The sequence below is a fragment of the Klebsiella sp. CN_Kp066 genome (assembly GCF_040065135.1).
In the GTDB taxonomy this organism is placed as follows: domain Bacteria; phylum Pseudomonadota; class Gammaproteobacteria; order Enterobacterales; family Enterobacteriaceae; genus Klebsiella; species Klebsiella oxytoca.
This window is the reverse complement of record NZ_JBEAIU010000056.1, coordinates 67,333-84,400: the sequence shown is the minus strand read 5'-3', so window position 1 is coordinate 84,400 and position 17,068 is coordinate 67,333. Positions and strand designations below refer to the sequence as shown.

Genomic DNA, 17,068 nt, shown 5'->3' with positions numbered 1-17,068 from the left:
CGATGAGCACACCAGATTTTTCCACTGCGGAAAATAATCAAGAACTGGCACAGGAAGTTTCGTGCCTGAAAGCGATGATGACGCTGATGCTGCAGGCCATGGGTCAGGCTGATGCAGGCCGAGTGATTATTAAAATGGAAAAGCAAATTGCGCAGATGGAAGATGTGGCTCAGGCTGCCGTATTCTCCAGCACCGTTAAGCAAATTAAGCAGGCATATCGTCAGTAATGATTCACCGGCTGAAGGTATGACTAACAGCCGGTCTTACGTCTGGCACGCAGAACAACCTATAAGATCAAATTAATCCCGTCGCTACCGCGTAGCAGGCAATTTGCGTTTTGTTTGGCGCATTGAATTTTCGCTGCATATTCTTCTGATGAAAATTGACGGTATTTTCTGAGATAGACAGAATCATTGCGACCTCAGCCGAGGTTTTGCCTTCCGCTGTCCATTTCAAAATCTCCAGTTCACGTCGACTAAATTTCATTTCCGGCGGCATAACCATTTCGTCCTCCAGCCGCAAGAGCGTCAGCAGACTCAGTTCGGTCAGGGTTCTTAAGCGCATCTCCAGTTCATCTTCCTCAAAGGGCCCCTGGCTGTGGCTGATTCCTGAGACGGATAAGAATCCGTGTGCATGGTTAGGCAGCGTCAGGCACTGCGTTACCCCCTTGCGTAAGCCATGATCGCGCGCACCGTCCCATAATTCAGGGGTGTCCTGGAATAGCTTATCGTTCCAGGGTAGATGCCCGCGAAGGAAATTCTCCTTGCGCAGTACCGGGTCAATCGCGAAATAATTCTCGGCTTGATAATGCGACATCCAGGCCGGAGGATAGGTCGATTGCAGGGTTACCCTGGGGCGAGTGAAAGGCACGGGATGCCGTACGCAGAGCGCGAAGTAGTCATATTCCAGCGCTTGTGCCTGCTGCTGGAGTAGATGAAAAACTCCTTCGCCTGCAGAAGCTGACTGAAATTGTTGCAGCATTTCCCGCCGCCAGCTGAAAAAATCATTGTCCCTCATAACTGACCAAATAACTCCTGAGTGATAATCATTATTATAAATACATAAAACTAACACATAAATCCTGCTTATATGTATAAAATATGGTAGCCATCGCATTTATTAGATGGCGGCTGGCAACAGCGCCTGATGTGTGAAAAGTATGCCCACAGTTGTGGCACAAAACCTTGACAGATATATCGGCGTTGATTATGTCCTGAGGCTGGACTTTTAACTTTTACCGAAACTCGGTTAATCGTCGTTTAGCAGGCCGCTCCCCTCAGCCTGAGCGGAAGCGGCCTGGGCACTGAGATTATTGCATCAGAAATTTTTCGAGGAACTGGCGGGTACGCGCCTGCTGAGGATTGGCAAAAAGAGATTTCGCGTCTCCCTGTTCAACGATACGCCCTTGATCCATAAAAATAGCGCGGTCCGCTACGTCGCGGGCAAAGCTCATCTCATGGGTAACGATAACCATCGTACGCTTCTCCTGCGCCAGCTGACGTATAGTGTTCAGCACCTCCCCCACCAGCTCGGGATCCAATGCCGAGGTTGGTTCATCAAACAGGATGACATTGGGGCGCATCGCCAGCGCGCGAGCAATTGCCACGCGCTGCTGCTGCCCACCGGACAAACGACGCGGGTAGCTGTTTTCTTTACCGGTAAGCCCCACCTTGGCCAGCAGCTCACGCGCCCGGGCGATGGATTCATTTTTATCCTCCCCTTTGACGATCACCGGCCCTTCAATGATGTTCTCCATCACCGTACGGTGGGGAAAAAGATTAAAGTTCTGAAACACGAAGCCCACATGCTGACGCAGACGGCGGATGTCCGCTTTTTGCTGGCCGAGGCTGCGCGCGGTATCGATGGTCACGTCGCCGACGCGAATGGTACCGTTTTCCGGCTGTTCCAGCAGATTAATACTGCGCAGCAGCGTGGTTTTCCCTGAACCACTGGGTCCGATAATCGCCACCACTTCGCCCTGTTGAACCTCAAGGTCGATACCGTGAAGCACCGTTTGGCCATGGAATTTTTTCACCAGGTTTTTTACTTCAATCGCACTCATTTTGGATCACGCTCCTGGCGGTTCAGCTGATTTTCAAAATAGTTTTGCAGCGTGGAAAGCACCGTTGCCATTACCCAGTAAATCAGCGAAGCAGCCAGGTACATGGTGAAAACTTCCAGCGTGCGCGAGGTGATTAGCTGAGCCTGGCGGAACAGCTCCGGCACCTGGATAGTCGCGGCCAAAGAGGTATCTTTGACCAGGCTGATAAAGCTGTTGGAAAGCGGCGGCAGCGCCACCCGCGCGGCCTGGGGAAGAATCGCGCGGCGCATCGCCTGCCAGCGCGTCATACCAATACTCGCCGCCGCCTCCCACTGCCCTTTATCAATGGAGGCGATCGCCGCGCGCAGCGTTTCTGCCGCGTAGGCCGCGGTATTTAAAGACAGGCCAATCATCGCTGCGGGAATAGGATCCAACTCAATACCGAACTGCGGCAAGCCGTAATAGATCATAAACAGCTGCGCAATCAGCGGCGTTCCGCGAAAGATGGAGATATACATCCGCGCCAGCCATTTAATCGGCCAGACGGGTGACATGCGCATCAGCGCCAGAATAAACCCCAGCACCAGGCCAAAAAACATGCCGCCGATGCTGAGCTGTAGCGTAAATACCGCGCCCTTCAGTAGAAAAGGCGCGGAATCGATAACCAGTTGGATACTCTCTTGCATTCTATGTGTTCTGCATCAGATATGAGGATGATAGGCGAACAGCGCAGGCGCGCCGCCGGTATGAACAAACAGGATTGGGCCTTCATCCTTAAAGCGCTTCTGGCTGATACCATCAATCAGTCCGGCCATTGCCTTTCCGGTATAGACCGGATCCAGCAGGATACCTTCCAGCTGCGCCAGCAGCTTGACCGCCGCCATTCCTTCGTCGTTCGGTATCCCGTAACCCGGCGCAAAGTAATCATCCCATAGCTGGATACCAGCCTTTGCTTCCAGCTCCAGGCTATTTGCCACTGCCTGCTGCAGCGCGGCGACTTTTGGCAGCTGGTCGGCTACTTTGCGCGACACCGTTACGCCGATAAGCTCGACATTTGGCATCAGCTGTTCAAGTCCCACCGCAAGACCGGCATGCGTACCGGCGCTGCCGGATGCGACGACCACGGAGGAAAGCTCAACCGCCCCTTCGCACTGCTGAGCGATTTCCAGCGAGCTCTCCACATAGCCCAGCGCGCCCAGCGCGTTCGAACCGCCCACCGGAATCACGTAGGGACGATAGCCCTGAGCTTCAATGCGGGTCGCCAGCTCTTCCAGCTGAGCATCAGGATCGGTCAGCGCGTCGCACATTTCGACCTGGGTATTGAACAGATCAAGCAGCAATCGGTTACCGTTAGTCAGATAGTTCTCAGCCCGGGTACCCATTGGGTTTTCCAGCAGCGCCACGCAGTGCAGGCCAAGTTTTGCCGCCACCGCTGCCGTCTGACGGACATGGTTCGACTGGATGGCTCCGGCGGTAATCAGCGTATCCGCACCTTCCCGCAGCGCATCAGCCGCGAGAAACTCAAGCTTGCGCAGCTTATTACCGCCCATTGCATGCGGGGTAACGTCATCACGCTTGATGAAGATTTCACGACCGAGATAATCGGAAAGGCGCGGCAGATATTCAAGCGGCGTCGGCGCGCCGATCAGCTCCAGACGCGGGAAAAGGGTTAAATTTTGCAGTGACATAAAACCTCCTGACTGAATTATCCTTAATTATGCACGCTGTGAGGCGCGAAATAAAAAAAGGCGCTATCAGGAGCGCCTTTTTTCACCGCCGACCGTTACTTCGTGACGTCAGCGCCAAACCATTTTTCCGATAGCGACTTCAGGCTGCCATCTTTTTGCATCTCTGCAATGGCACCATCAACCGCTTTCAGCAGATCTTCGTTACCTTTACGCAGCGCGACGCCGGACTCCTGGCGGGAGAAGGCTTCACCAGTGACGGCAAGGGTATTGCCGGTTTTCTTCACCAGATCCAGCGCCGCCAGGCGGTCAACCAGGATGGCGTCGATACGGCCCACGCGCAGATCCTGATATTTCGTCGGGTCATCATCATAAGTACGAATGTCGACGCCCTGGACGTTCTGACGCAGCCACTCTTCATAGTTGGTGCCCAGACCCACGCCGACTTTCTTACCTTTCAGGTCAGCGGCGGTTTTAATCACGCCCTCGTTCCCTTTTTTCACCAGCGCCTGAATCCCTGAAACAGTATAGGGCGTCGAGAAATCATATTTTTTCTTACGTTGATCGGAAATGGTGACCTGGTTTATCACGACATCGATACGTTTAGAATCCAGCGAAGCCAGCATGCCGTCCCACTTGGTGGGTTTAAGGTCAGCCTTTACGCCCAGATGTTTCGCCAGTTCGTTGGCAAAATCCACCTCGAAACCGGTCAGCTTACCGTCATCTCCCTGATAGCTGAACGGCGGGTAAGTCCCTTCCAGACCCACGCGTAGAGTGCCACGCTCTTTGACCTGATTAAGCAGGTTTTCAGCCGCAAAGGTTTTTGCGCTGACGCCAGCCATTAAAACGACGGCCATTGCGCCCATCAGCGCCTGACGACCCAGAAGTGCTAATTTCATTAGATACCCCTAACAGAGTGATATTTTGCTGCAGTGTAAGGCGTTTAGCCTCAGTCACCAACATCGATATGCTACATCTTATTCCGAATTATTATATATGGTGCCTTTTAGGGCATAGCGAAAACGTATCGAAAACATCTCCGTTTTGCTGGATATCTCTCATACTGCAATGGTCAGCTTGATGACGTCTGGAGCAAGGAAGATGAAAAACCCCACGTTACTGCAGTGCTTTCACTGGTACTACCCAACCGGCGGCGAATTATGGCGTGAAGTCGAAGCCCTCGCGCCAAACCTTAACGAAATCGGCATCAACATGGTTTGGTTGCCTCCTGCCTACAAGGGCGCCTCCGGCGGCTACTCTGTCGGCTATGATTGCTACGACCTGTTTGACCTCGGCGAGTTTGACCAAAAAGGTTCAGTCGCCACCAAATATGGCGATAAAGACCAGCTCCTCGCCGCAATCTCCGCGCTGCGCCAGCACGATATCGCCGTGCTGCTTGACGTTGTGGTTAACCACAAAATGGGGGCCGATGAAAAAGAGCCGGTACGCATTCAGCGCGTTGATCAAAACGATCGTACGCAAATCTCTGATGAGATTATTGAGTGCGAGGCCTGGACGCGTTACACCTTCCCCGCCCGCGCCGGTAAATACTCTGAATTCATCTGGGACTATAAGTGCTTCAGCGGGATCGATCATATAGAGAATCCTGATGAAGATGGTGTGTTTAAACTCGTCAATGACTACACCGGCGACGGATGGAACGATCAGGTCGATGATGAAATGGGCAACTTCGACTATCTGATGGGCGAAAATATCGATTTTCGCAATCGGGCGGTTACCGAGGAGATTAAATACTGGGCGCGCTGGGTAATGGAGCAGACCGGGTGCGATGGCTTCCGCCTTGATGCGGTTAAACATATCCCCGCCTGGTTTTATAAAGAGTGGATCGAACACGTCCAGGAGGTGGCGACAAAACCGCTGTTTATCGTCGCGGAATACTGGTCGCACGAAGTTGATAAGCTTCAGCAGTATATCGCCATGGTTGACGGCAAGACGATGCTGTTCGACGCCCCTCTGCAGATGAAATTTCATGAAGCTTCGCGGCAGGGTCGCGATTACGACATGAGCCAGATTTTTAGCGGCACGCTGGTTGAAGCCGACCCGTTCCACGCCGTCACCCTGGTGACCAACCATGATACTCAGCCGCTGCAGGCGCTCGAGGCGCCGGTTGAGGCCTGGTTCAAGCCGCTGGCGTATGCGCTGATTCTGCTGCGTGAAAACGGCGTTCCCTCGGTCTTTTATGCCGATCTCTTCGGCGCCAGCTATGAAGATACCGGTGGCGATGGCGAGAGCTACGCTATTGAGATGCCGGTAATCGAACAACTACACGAACTGATCGACGCCCGCCAGCGTTTTGCCCACGGTGTACAAACGCTCTGGTTCGATCATCCGAACTGTATTGCCTTCAGCCGGAGCGGCACCGAGGATGATCCGGGCTGCGTGGTCGTACTCTCCAACGGCGACGATGGGGAAAAAACGCTCCCTCTGGGCGAAAATTACCGCAATAAACGCTGGCGAGATTTTCTCGGCAACCGCGATGAGGTTATTGAAACCGACGATGAAGGAAACGGGACTTTCACCTGTAGTGGCGGCAGCGTAAGCGTGTGGGTGATTGAGGAAGCACTATAAAACTTCGCGGGCTGAGAAGGATTCAGCCCGCATCAAGCTTACCGTCCGCTTTTATCAGCCGACGCTTTTTTCCACGCCAGTTCACACTCCGGAGTGAGGCGATCCACCCGTTTAAGCGTCATACGATCGTAGCGCAGCGTATTGCCTTCACGCTCAAGCGGATAGACATCTAACGCGGAGGTAACGTTATAGATCACATCATCACGCTTCATTAATTTCCCCGGCAGGACGATCACCCGTTGCCACTGTCGACAGTCAAGCGTATCACCCTCTTTGGTCACGATAAGGCTCGCTATCGCGTCAGGACTCATCATTTCACTCTGCGGGCCTGCCGATTGCCAGTATCCCTCCAGCCCTGCAGGCGCCGGCGCTTTAACAACATCGCTGTAGCTATCAACCTGCACGCACCCAGTCAGGGCTAGCAGCGCGCCAGCCAGTACCATCTTTTTCATCATTCATCCCACAAACCGATAAAAAAAGCATTGTGGCATTAAAGCGGTAAGCCCGCCACTCTTCCGGGATCGAGTACAGGCTAAGCAGAGTGCCCGCCTGCACCGCGTTATTTGGCAAAAAATAGCCATGGAATGTTAAGTTATTCTCATCCATCCCATTAATGCCATTAATTCGAAGACGTTATTTTAACCACTCAATATAAGGATAATCCTATTTTAAAAAAGCGTAAAAATGGCAAACTTATATATGACGGGTATTTAATGTTTTTATTTCCTCCACATAGCCTTTTGTAGTCTTTACTTTGAGAATATTCCTGGCAAATTAGGGGCATATTAAGGAATAGTTCAGGCTGCCTAATGGTTCCACGGCAGCGGTCGTTTTAATTGCTAACAAAATGGACTTCATCGCGCTTGTCGGCGAGGGATAAATTATCGTTACGTGTTGATTGAGGATGGGTCATGTCAACGATTATCATGGATTTATGCAGCTTCACCCGGCTGGGATTAACCGGGTACCTGACAAGCAGGGGGGTAAAGAAGCGTGAGATCGCAGAAGTACAGAGTGCGTCAAACCTGAAGGCAATGTGTGAGGCCAGCCGCCCTGCCGTAGTATTTATCAATGAAGATTGTTTTATTCATCATGAAGAGAGCAACCAGCTTGTCCGACAAATCATCAGCCAGTATCCCGCCACGCTATTCATTATCTTTATGTCGCTGGCCAATATTCATTTCGACCATTACCTGCTGGTGCGCAAAAACTTACTCGTGTGCTCGAAATCGCTGACCGAAAAAGACCTTGATGACATTCTCGCCAACCGTCTTAAATATGAGAACTATCGTGCTGCCCGGATTAATATTCCCACGCTGACCTTAAGCCAGACCGAATCAAATATGCTTCAGATGTGGATGGCCGGACACGGAACCTCTCACATATCAGCGCAGATGAACATTAAGGCCAAGACCGTGTCCTCGCACAAGGGCAATATTAAAAAGAAGATTCAAACCCACAATAAACAGGTGATTTATCACATCGTCCGCCTGACCGAAAACATCACATCCGGAATTCACGTCAACCTGCGTTGAAAAACGCTGGCGGCCGCTGCCGCCAGTTCACTCGCGGCGAATCACTCTTCCCGCTCAACGAATATACCGTCAGGATGGCCGTGCTCGTTAAAAAACCAGATCCCCAGCGGATAATCCTCCAGCGAAACCAGATACATGACCCCTTCGCTAAACGACTCTATTGCCAGCACAACGCCCGACCGACGTGGGCCACCATCGGTCTTCACCGTGACACGATCGTTTACCTGCATAACTCATCTCCTCTATTTTTGAGCCAGTGTAGAACAAAACTGCCGATCGCGCAGTGTCCGGCCGGGCAACTGCTGTTTTTGTAGACCGTCTATACTTAAGGAGCCCTGTCTGAGTTAAGCGAGGTAGCCGAAATGAAAATCGCCAAAGAGCACAAAGGCACGGGAAGCGTTGATGTTGACGCCCTGCTGGCGGCGATTAATGAAATCAGCGAAAGTGAAGTCCAGCGAACGCAAGACGATCCTCATCACGTCAGCATTGATGGCCGGGGTTACCATACCTGGCGCGAGCTGGCCGAGGCCTTTGAACTCGATATCCATGACTTTAGCGTTACCGAAGCTAATCGCTGATCGTTGCGCGAAAAAAATCCCGACTCGCAGGAGTCGGGATGAAACTTGCTAATGCAAGAAGCACTTGAAAATTCGTTACACCAGGATATCCGATGCGCTACAAACATTACCCTCAATTATTTTGCATGACAACAAACATTCATGGAGTAAATTATTGAAAAATGGGGTCAAGAAAGACGCCTGCGCTGGCAAAGCTCGCCAGGCAAGGACTCTCGCTATTTATTCTTCCACGAACGTTTGCGTATCGCTCAATGTTTTTAAGAATAATCTCACTAAAATAGCCAAAACGGATGATTTAAATTCATTTTATTCACACGATAAATGATACATCACCCGTCCGCACATACCTGATTGCGCCCGTTTTGCTTGGCAAGATACAAACGATGATCGGCGACCGACTGCAGGTTCTCGAAGCTGTAGTCGCTGGAATCCTCACTGCTGCTCACTCCAAACGACGCGGTGATACGTAAAGAGGCGCTGTTGCCGAGTAAAATTTCACGACTATTGACCCGTATACGGATCCGTTCTGCAATGGCCGTCGCCTCTTTTAGTCTGGTATCAGGCAGGACGATGCAGAATTCTTCTCCGCCAACCCTCCCTGCAAAATCGCCTTCGCGAATATGGCTGGCGATAGTACTGGCCACCAGCGTCAGCACGCGATCCCCCGCATGATGCCCGTACCGATCGTTAACGCTTTTAAAGTAATCAAGATCGAGTTGAATCACCGCCACTGGACGCTTCAGGCGTTCGCTCTGGCGAGCAGCTGCCGTGGCACGTTCAAATAACGCCCCCCGGTTTAACAGGCGGGTCAACGCATCATGCCAGGCCTGCCATTCGAGGGAGGTCTGCAGCATACTCATATTGCGCACCATTCGCCGAATAACGAACCACGAGATCATCAACATCAGGGTGAACATTAACCACATCAGCATCAGGGCAATAGTGATGCTGCCAAAGTCGCCGCGTACCCCCTCCTGAATAGTGTGAATACGGATTAGCACCCCATCAAAATTGCGGATCTTCTCCCAGCTGATATAACGGGTAACCAGGCGAATCCCCCCCTGATTCTCACCAGCAAAAGCGCGCTTCAGCATCTCCTGTTCATGCGCAGACAGCAGCGTCAGCACGTTGCCCGGCGCAGAAGAAGCTATCAAATTAAGTTGATTATCATAAAGCTGATACTCGCCTTCCTCACCCGTCTTTATCGCATTGACCAGAAACGCCTTCATCTCCTGTACCGAGAAGTCCATCGCCAGGACACCGAGCCAGAAACGCTGGAAATCAAGCGGAATAGACGCCGTTATGACCGGTATTTCACGCGGCGATTCATCGCCGGGAAACGTTTGCCATACGATACCGCGAGCAGGGTTATTACGCTGCGTTTGGCGGGTAAACCAGACATCGCTCGTAGCCTGGGAATAGAGCGCGAGCGCCTGCGTCGAATTTTTCAGCGGCTCAGTGGTGATAAAAAAGCCGCTGCGCGACACGTACAGCATACGCTTAGCGAAACCCCGGTTGTTATTGGCCAGGCGCAGCATATAACCGAGTTCAAGGGTAGCCATCAGCTCGTTCCCGGAAAAGGGAGTGTCGCGGGAAAGAAGTTCGTCGCCGTCGATAAAGGCATCGGCAACGCCATAGACCGGCAGCGTTCGTCGATTGTGAATCTCAACTGACCAGATCGGATCGTGTCGCTTCGCTAAATAACTCTCTTCGGCTTTGCGCAGCACGGCAAAATCTAACGGCGTCTCCAGCGCGGAATGCATGCCGTTACGAAAAAAAATCATTCTGTCGATATTAAATTGCAGCAGGCTGTCAAATTCATGTGCCACGTTTTCAAGGTTGTTGCGCTGGTTAGCGACGTAGGCTTCTTCCAGAACCTTGATCTCACGCCATATCAACAGCGTAGAGAAGCAGAAGACGATAAAAAAACAGAGGTTAACCACATATCCGGGGCTTAAAATCTGGCGCAGCTTTTTCACCCACATCAGCTTATCCATCGTTTTCTCGCAGCACGGTTAAAGAAGCAAACTTCATCCACGCTCCCTGTTGGTAAAATAATTCACAATATGAAAACGCCCGACGGATGCCGGGCGCTGATGGAGGGTCAGGTGCGGTTCAGCTTCCTTCCTCCTCCACGGATAAGTTCATCCTCACGAAATGCCTCGCGCTTTACGCCGTAACCGTCATACCAACGACATTCCACCATGCCGCTGGCGAATCCGGTAACGACCATGCGGGGGCCGCCGTTTTTGCGTCTCACTTCATCACTGACCAACAAGACCATTTTTGCCTCCGGTATCAGGAAGAAACAGATTTACCTTAGACGAAGGTGAACCACTTTGCATGATAGATAGCACATTTACTTCGTAGAACCGCGAAGAGCGGCTATCGCTTTCACCACGGCCAGCACGATGGCGCCAATAATGAATCCCAGCACCAGATTTGCAGCCGTTGGCAGCAGCGAGGCAATGACGCCATTCTGCCCCTGAGCCAGATTTTCAATGGCATGGTGCAGCGGCGTGAGACCGTGGACCACAATGCCGCCGCCGACCAGGAACATCGCCAGGGTGCCGACGATGGACAGCACCTTCATCAGACGAGGCGCAATCGCCAGTAAAGCTTTCCCTGTCCACTGCGCCAGCGCACTGCTTTTTTCCGCCAGCCAGTAGCCCATATCATCAAGCTTGACGATAACCCCCACCAGACCGTACACCCCCACCGTCACCAGCAGCGCAATGCCGGACAAAATCAGAATCTGATTTAATAACGGCGCTTCAGCTACAATCCCGAGGGTAATCGCGACAATTTCCGCAGACAGAATAAAATCTGTGCGCACCGCGCCTTTTACCTTATCTCGTTCAAACGCCATCGGGTCCTGATTGGCCAGGGCTTCAAGCCGCTGCTGGCGAACCTGCGGATCCTCTTTATGTTTACGCGCCTGCAGAGTGTGCACCACCTTCTCGACGCCTTCAAAGCACAAGAAGGCGCCACCCAGCATCAGCAGTGGCGTAATCGCCCACGGGATAAAAGCGCTAATCAACAGCGCCAGCGGCACCAGAATCACTTTATTGATCAATGAGCCTTTAGCTACGCCCCATACCACCGGCAATTCACGGTTGGCCCGCACGCCGGTTACCTGCTGAGCATTAAGCGATAAATCATCACCCAATACGCCTGCCGTTTTTTTTGCCGCCAGTTTCCCCATGACCGAAATATCATCGAGTAAAGTGGCAATATCATCCAATAAGGTTAATAGACTACTTCCCGCCAAAATTGCATTCCTTCATTTATGATTGTTCCTCATGAAGTATGAAGCAAAAGCGCTTTTTCGCCCACTGGCGTCCTTAGTCAACATAAATTTAACCGCGGCAGGCTAACTAAAGCGCTCGCCAGCACGATAGTTTTCACGTTTACTATACGTCTCCTTTCTATCTCTGCACCGTCGTGAGGAAGTATGTCTACCCGTCAGCTGTTGCCGCTCATCGGGGCGTTGTTTGCGCTGTATATCATCTGGGGTTCCACCTATTTCGCTATCGCCGTTGGCGTCGCCAGTTGGCCTCCGCTGATGATGGCTGGCGTGCGCTTTCTTTCCGCTGGCGCGGTGCTGCTCGCCTGGTTGCTGGCCACGGGCCATAAGCTCCCGTCGCGCAAACCGCTGCTCAACGCGGCGCTGATCGGCGTTTTGCTGCTGGCCGTAGGCAATGGTTTTGTGACGCTTGCCGAACACCAGCACGTCCCCTCAGGTATTGCGGCAGTCATGGTCGCGACGGTACCGTTGTTTACCCTATGTTTTAGCCGTTTTTTTGGTATTGCGACCCGCAAGCTTGAGTGGTTAGGGATCGCGATAGGTCTGGCAGGTATTGTTCTGCTTAATAGCGGCGGCAACCTGAACGGTAACCCCTGGGGAGCGCTGCTGATTCTGATCGGCTCGATGAGCTGGGCCTTTGGTTCGGTCTACGGTTCGCGGATTGAGCTCCCCACCGGTATGATGGCGGGCGCGGTTGAAATGCTGGCGGCAGGGATTGTGCTGATGATTGCCTCCGCGCTGAGCGGTGAAAAGTTAACTCAGATACCCTCATGGTCCGGCATTTTTGCCGTCGCCTATCTGGCTATCTTCGGATCGCTTATCGCCATCAACGCCTATATGTATTTAATTCGTAACGTGACGCCAGCCGTGGCGACCAGCTATGCCTACGTCAACCCGGTAGTCGCCGTCCTGCTGGGCACCGGTTTTGCCGGGGAAAGCTTATCTCCCGTAGAGTGGCTGGCGCTCGGCATCATAATTTTTGCGGTCATTCTGGTGACGCTCGGCAAATACCTGTTCCCGGTTCGTCGCGAGATTACGTCCTGTAAGGCGCAGAAGTAACGTCTAACAGACCTATGCCTTGAGTATCGATCTGCGCGCACCGGTCGCCGCCGCAGATCCACTCTTCCAGTCGTTCGCCCAGCGCTTCGTCGTTAAGCTTCTTTCGCCCGCGCAGCGCGCATTCCCAGACCACCAGCACCCGCCATCCCTGCTCCACCAGTCGCCCGATATCCCGGCGATCGCGCGCCACGTTTTTGGCTATCTTGTCGAGCCAGAATTCGGTTCTCGTCGCGGGCACCTTAAACAGATAGCAGTCGTGATGGTGCCAAAAGCAGCCGTGAGTAAAGATTACGCACTGATAGTCTGATACCACAAAATCCGGGCGGCCGGGGAGCGCGGCGTCCTGTACGGTAAAGGAAAAACCGGCACGCGCCAGCAGCCCCGCCAGCCGTTTCTCAATTGCCGTATCGCGGGTGCCGATCGCGCGCATGTTTTTACTACGGGTGGCTTTATCGTGGACGTCGGCCATGGTTAATCTCATATTTTAATCAGCGAGTTAGAGACTTATAGGTAAACTCGGTGAAGTAATCGTTGACGTTTTTCGACGCGCTGGCAGCCAGTTCTTCGTCACCATGACAGATATTACGCAGCATGGTGGCATTCAGCTGCGATGCTTTTACCAGCTCTTGCTGGTTGCTGGCGCTAAGCTGCGCAAACCAGAAACGACTAGAAAGCCCCTGTAGCGGAGAAAGGCACGGCTGGAGATATTCGTTCTCGGCGGCCAGGCCAATCAAGGCATAGGTTTGTTTCAACAGCGCGCCGAACTGCCGCATATGCGAAATATCGCTAATCGCCTCAAAAGATTCCGCCAGCAGCAGCATCTCTTTCTTCTGCTGGTGCGTGCCACGCCGGGTCGCAAGACGCACAGCGAACTCGCCTACACAGCGGCGTAGCTCCAGAACCTTGAGCTGTACTTCAACGGAAATCGCCGGAATAAATACGCCCTTATAGGGATAGATTTCCACCAGTCGGTCATTGGCCAGACGCTGTAACGCTTCCCTTACCGGGCTACGACCAAAGCCGGTCAGCTCCATGAGCTGCGCTTCAGACACCATCGAGCCTGGCGCAAGATCCTGAAAAATAATCATGCTTTCAATGGCTTCATAGGCCTGATTCATTTTATTGACGGGTGGATTCATTAGCGTTCTCCCTGCTGAATTGCAGCATTATCCGCGCAATACAGCAAAAATGAAAATCGAAAATTCTCAGTTAATTAAACAGTTACGACAAAACTTGTGATCGACATCGTATTTAGCCCAACAGATGATGGATGTTTTTTTCACGAAGTGCAAATCTAATAACCAACTAATATATCAGTTGTTGATTAAGTGACTAAGATATCGTCAACGCAGGATGCGTTCATCATGTGTTGCACACTAAAAGGAGAAAGTCGTGAATCTACATAACCAGGTCGCACTGGTGACGGGTGCGGGAAATATGAAAGGGATCGGCAAAGGTATTGCCTGCGCCCTTGCCGAAGCTGGCGCTGATATCGTCATCAACTACGTTGTGAATCCAGAAGAAGCAGAACAAGTTGCCGGCATTATCCGCGGACTCGGAAGGCGCGCCCTGCTTGTCCAGGCCGATATATCCAATCCTGAACAAGTACGCCAAATGTTTAATGATATCGATACTCACTTTGGACGCCTCGATATTCTGGTTAACAACGCCGGCGTATGCGTCTGGGAACCGTTCCTCGAAATCAGTAAACCGGCTTTTGACCATGCGGTGAATATCAATATTAAAGGAACCTATGACTGCGCCCGCCACGCAGCCCGCATGATGGTAAAAAAAAGGATCCGCGGGCGCATCATCAACGTTGCCTCAGGCCACGCGCGCCGTCCAATGGCGCTGATGGGAGTCTACGCTGCCACCAAAGCTGCTATCGATCAGATGAGTCAGTCGATGGCCTTCGAGCTGGCACGCTACGGCATCACGGTGAACCAGCTCTGGCCGGGGTTTGTCGATACTAATATCAACGATCCTAAACCTGAACTGGCCACGCGCGAGGGGCGCAAGAAACTGCTGGCGACAATTCCTGTTGGTCAGCCAGCAACCATCGAAGAGCTTGGCGCGGCTGCAGTGTATTTAGCCGGGGACAAAGGCGCGGTAGTTACCGGTGATTTTATTAAAATTGATGGCGGCCAGCATATCCGCTGTATTTAATCAGGAGAATGACGATGGAACACAAAAATACGATTCTGATTGCTGGCGGCAAGGCCGAACCCGAACTGCTATCCACCCTGGAAAATCTGTATTTACAGCAGGGTTGGGAGGTTTATTTTAGCCAGCAAACCGAATATGAAAAAATAAATCAGGCTATCAATACCATTATTATTGACGGGCGAAAGCTAAACGCTTTCATTTATATTTCTCCGCCGCCGCTTCGTGGCTCAATGCTGGACAACGATGATAATATTATTGCGAACACCATGAACGACGACCTGGAACGCGGACTATGGTGGGTACAAAGCGCCTGTAAAAAGATGGTGCAACAGGGGGTTGAGGGGCGCGTCGTCACGCTGGCGCACATCGCCGCGCTGGTGCCGACGGAGTATTATTCTTACGGTGCCGCCAGCCAGCTAGCGCTGATGAATACCTGCCGCTCCGGCATTCAGGAACTGGTATCCTATGGCATAAAAATCAACACCCTGTTTCGCGGTTTCACCAGAGAGGATCCGCAGCAAAAAACGTTCGTCGAGCAGCTCAGAGAGTTACATAAAGATGATGGTATTCCGCTGCTGGAATATACTGGCGCAACGGAGATAGCCAAAACCTGCGCGCTGTTAACCGATCCGCAAATTCACAGTTTTAATGGCGCGATGTTAACGCTTGACGGTGGTTTTTATGTCACCCGGAAAATACGTTACCTGGATCCCATCAGGGAGTGATAAACCTCAAATAATAATAAAAAATAATTATTACGAAAATTGTGCATTGTTTTTACCGCTAACCCTATATTAGTGAAAGGTATCTCTATGAATACGCAATTCCGTCGTGTCATTTTAGTTATGCTGACGCTGGCGATGGTTATTAACTACCTCGACCGTTCCGCGCTGGCTTACGCAATGCCCTTTATTACCAAAGACTTTCATCTAACGCCTGAGGAAAAAGGGATTATTTTTGGCAGTTTCTCTATTGGCTATGCGTTATTTAATTTTATCGGCGGCGTACTGGCCGATAAATTCGGCCCCAAGCGGGTATTTTGCTGGTCGATGTCCGTCTGGTCAATTATCTGCGGCCTGACAGCGGGCTGCTTTAACTTCTGGACCATGTTTATTGCCCGCGCCTTTTTCGGCGCCGGAGAAGGCCCCATCTCCACAACGGCCAATAAAGTGGTCAACAACTGGTTTCCGCTCAATGAGCGCGCACGCGCGGTCGGCATTAACCAGGCCGGCGGCCCGCTGGGCGGTGCCATTTCCGGCCCCGTAGTGGGCTTTCTGTGCCTGACGTTTAACTGGCGGATCTCATTTATCATTATTGCGTTTATCGGTATTACCTGGGCCATCATCTGGGCGCTGATCGCGACCGATAAGCCGCGTGATAACAAACGCGTTTCTGCGGCAGAAGCGCAGCTTATTGAAGGCGAAGAAGAAGACGTGGCTCCGCAGACCGCACCGGGAACGCCTGCCCCCTCCATGTGGAGCGCAATCCTCCAGCCCTCAATTCTGGCTACCGCCCTGTCGCTATTTTGCTTTAACTATGTCCTGTTTTTCTTTATGAACTGGTTCCCGACGTTTCTTGTTGATACTACCGGGATCAGCCTGAAAGACATGAGTCTGGTCGGCGTATTGCCCTGGGTTGCCGGAACGCTCGGCTACGTATCCGGCGGGTTCATTATCGACTTTATTTACCGTAAAACCGGCAAGCAGCTTTTCTCCCGTAAAGTAGTGCTAGTGACCTGCTTCGGCATCTGTTCTATCTGCGTAGGGCTGATCAGCCAGACGCAGACCGCCATGGGTGCTGTCACACTAATGACTATCGCCTTCGGCTTTATGCAAATCGCCGCCCCGGCCTACTGGACACTCATTCAGGACGCTGCGCCGAAAGAGTACGTTGGCAGCGCTGGCGGACTGATGCATGGACTGGCCAATATCTCCGGCATCGTCGCGCCAACCGTCACCGGCTTTATTGTTGGCTCCGGCTCCTATTCTGCCGCCTTTATTCTTGCGGGCTGCCTCGGCGTACTGGGTGCAACCGTAGTGGCTTTGTTCGTCAAAAAAGCCGCCCAGCGCGATGAGCATAAAGCCCTGGCCTGATCCCGGAGGAGAAGA

General features: G+C 52.2%; 20 protein-coding genes. 8 read left to right on the top strand and 12 right to left on the bottom strand.

The features are described 5' to 3' along the window. Window positions 1–2: 2 nt before the first annotated feature. On the top strand, window positions 3–227 hold the full coding sequence (locus tag ABLV75_RS24010; protein ID WP_004103455.1) for a DUF2594 family protein: 225 nt from the start codon (window positions 3–5) through the stop codon (window positions 225–227). Between the two features lie 67 nt (window positions 228–294). Here the strand turns inward: ABLV75_RS24010 and sdiA are convergent, their stop codons facing one another. From sdiA to tcyJ, 5 genes are all read right to left on the bottom strand, one after another. Continuing rightward, on the bottom strand, window positions 295–1,017 hold the full coding sequence (sdiA, locus tag ABLV75_RS24005) for a transcriptional regulator SdiA (RefSeq protein ID WP_004103456.1): 723 nt from the start codon (window positions 1,015–1,017) through the stop codon (window positions 295–297). Window positions 1,018–1,309: 292 nt separating this feature from the next. Continuing rightward, window positions 1,310–2,062 carry an L-cystine ABC transporter ATP-binding protein TcyN gene (gene tcyN, locus ABLV75_RS24000; protein WP_004103457.1) on the bottom strand — a complete coding sequence of 251 codons (753 nt, stop codon included), beginning with the start codon at window positions 2,060–2,062 and terminating at the stop codon, window positions 1,310–1,312. Beyond that, the gene (gene tcyL, locus ABLV75_RS23995) at window positions 2,059–2,727 is read right to left on the bottom strand and encodes a cystine ABC transporter permease (RefSeq protein ID WP_004103458.1); all 669 of its coding nucleotides are present in this window, start codon (window positions 2,725–2,727) and stop codon (window positions 2,059–2,061) included. The genes tcyN and tcyL overlap by 4 nt, the downstream gene beginning before the upstream one ends. A 15-nt stretch (window positions 2,728–2,742) precedes the next feature. After that, window positions 2,743–3,729, bottom strand: coding sequence for a D-cysteine desulfhydrase (gene dcyD / locus ABLV75_RS23990; protein WP_004103459.1), 987 nt, complete (start codon window positions 3,727–3,729; stop codon window positions 2,743–2,745). A 95-nt stretch (window positions 3,730–3,824) separates the two neighbouring features. After that, window positions 3,825–4,625: a cystine ABC transporter substrate-binding protein gene (tcyJ, locus tag ABLV75_RS23985; RefSeq protein WP_004103462.1), complete on the bottom strand. Its 801-nt coding sequence runs from the start codon at window positions 4,623–4,625 to the stop codon at window positions 3,825–3,827. Between the two features lie 202 nt (window positions 4,626–4,827). On the opposite strand from tcyJ, the gene amyA reads away from it, so the two are divergent. Further along, the gene (amyA, locus tag ABLV75_RS23980; RefSeq protein WP_004103463.1) at window positions 4,828–6,315 is read left to right on the top strand and encodes an alpha-amylase; all 1,488 of its coding nucleotides are present in this window, start codon (window positions 4,828–4,830) and stop codon (window positions 6,313–6,315) included. 38 nt (window positions 6,316–6,353) lie between these two features. Here the strand turns inward: amyA and yedD are convergent, their stop codons facing one another. Then, entirely contained in the window at window positions 6,354–6,770 is a 417-nt protein-coding gene (gene yedD, locus ABLV75_RS23975; protein WP_160885925.1) for a lipoprotein YedD, read from the bottom strand. Between the two features lie 456 nt (window positions 6,771–7,226). Between yedD and rcsA the strand changes: the two genes are divergently transcribed. Continuing rightward, the gene (gene rcsA, locus ABLV75_RS23970) at window positions 7,227–7,850 is read left to right on the top strand and encodes a transcriptional regulator RcsA (protein ID WP_004103465.1); all 624 of its coding nucleotides are present in this window, start codon (window positions 7,227–7,229) and stop codon (window positions 7,848–7,850) included. Between the two features lie 41 nt (window positions 7,851–7,891). Here rcsA and dsrB read toward each other — a convergent pair whose 3' ends face one another. Next, window positions 7,892–8,080 carry a protein DsrB gene (gene dsrB / locus ABLV75_RS23965; RefSeq protein WP_004103466.1) on the bottom strand — a complete coding sequence of 63 codons (189 nt, stop codon included), beginning with the start codon at window positions 8,078–8,080 and terminating at the stop codon, window positions 7,892–7,894. A 132-nt stretch (window positions 8,081–8,212) separates the two neighbouring features. Between dsrB and yodD the strand changes: the two genes are divergently transcribed. Further along, window positions 8,213–8,428 carry a YodD family peroxide/acid resistance protein gene (gene yodD / locus ABLV75_RS23960; protein ID WP_004103467.1) on the top strand — a complete coding sequence of 72 codons (216 nt, stop codon included), beginning with the start codon at window positions 8,213–8,215 and terminating at the stop codon, window positions 8,426–8,428. Window positions 8,429–8,757: 329 nt separating this feature from the next. Here yodD and dgcQ read toward each other — a convergent pair whose 3' ends face one another. The 3 genes from dgcQ to ABLV75_RS23945 form a co-directional block, all read right to left on the bottom strand. Further along, entirely contained in the window at window positions 8,758–10,425 is a 1,668-nt protein-coding gene (gene dgcQ, locus ABLV75_RS23955; protein WP_004103468.1) for a cellulose biosynthesis regulator diguanylate cyclase DgcQ, read from the bottom strand. 107 nt (window positions 10,426–10,532) lie between these two features. Next, a complete protein-coding gene (locus ABLV75_RS23950; RefSeq protein ID WP_004103469.1) occupies window positions 10,533–10,712 on the bottom strand; it encodes a DUF2158 domain-containing protein in 180 nt (59 codons plus the stop codon). Window positions 10,713–10,787: 75 nt separating this feature from the next. Continuing rightward, window positions 10,788–11,699, bottom strand: coding sequence for a DUF808 domain-containing protein (locus ABLV75_RS23945; protein WP_004103471.1), 912 nt, complete (start codon window positions 11,697–11,699; stop codon window positions 10,788–10,790). 183 nt (window positions 11,700–11,882) lie between these two features. Here ABLV75_RS23945 and yedA point away from each other — a divergent pair, with 183 nt between their 5' ends. Then, complete coding sequence (gene yedA / locus ABLV75_RS23940; RefSeq protein ID WP_004103473.1) at window positions 11,883–12,794, top strand: drug/metabolite exporter YedA; 912 nt, start codon at window positions 11,883–11,885, stop codon at window positions 12,792–12,794. Here the strand turns inward: yedA and ABLV75_RS23935 are convergent. Both ABLV75_RS23935 and ABLV75_RS23930 read right to left on the bottom strand, forming a co-directional pair. Then, a complete protein-coding gene (locus ABLV75_RS23935) occupies window positions 12,769–13,263 on the bottom strand; it encodes a very short patch repair endonuclease (RefSeq protein WP_004103475.1) in 495 nt (164 codons plus the stop codon). The two genes, yedA and ABLV75_RS23935, sit on opposite strands and share 26 nt — an antisense overlap. A 19-nt stretch (window positions 13,264–13,282) precedes the next feature. Further along, complete coding sequence (locus tag ABLV75_RS23930) at window positions 13,283–13,933, bottom strand: GntR family transcriptional regulator (protein ID WP_004103478.1); 651 nt, start codon at window positions 13,931–13,933, stop codon at window positions 13,283–13,285. 253 nt (window positions 13,934–14,186) lie between these two features. Between ABLV75_RS23930 and ABLV75_RS23925 the strand changes: the two genes are divergently transcribed. The 3 genes from ABLV75_RS23925 (at window position 14,187) to ABLV75_RS23915 (ending at window position 17,053) form a co-directional block, all read left to right on the top strand. Continuing rightward, window positions 14,187–14,960, top strand: a complete 774-nt coding sequence (locus ABLV75_RS23925) for an SDR family NAD(P)-dependent oxidoreductase (protein WP_004103480.1) — start codon at window positions 14,187–14,189, stop codon at window positions 14,958–14,960. Between the two features lie 14 nt (window positions 14,961–14,974). Continuing rightward, window positions 14,975–15,685, top strand: coding sequence for an SDR family oxidoreductase (locus ABLV75_RS23920; protein WP_004103482.1), 711 nt, complete (start codon window positions 14,975–14,977; stop codon window positions 15,683–15,685). Window positions 15,686–15,772: 87 nt separating this feature from the next. Continuing rightward, window positions 15,773–17,053 carry an MFS transporter gene (locus tag ABLV75_RS23915; RefSeq protein WP_004103483.1) on the top strand — a complete coding sequence of 427 codons (1,281 nt, stop codon included), beginning with the start codon at window positions 15,773–15,775 and terminating at the stop codon, window positions 17,051–17,053. The last annotated feature ends 15 nt before the right edge of the window (window positions 17,054–17,068 follow it).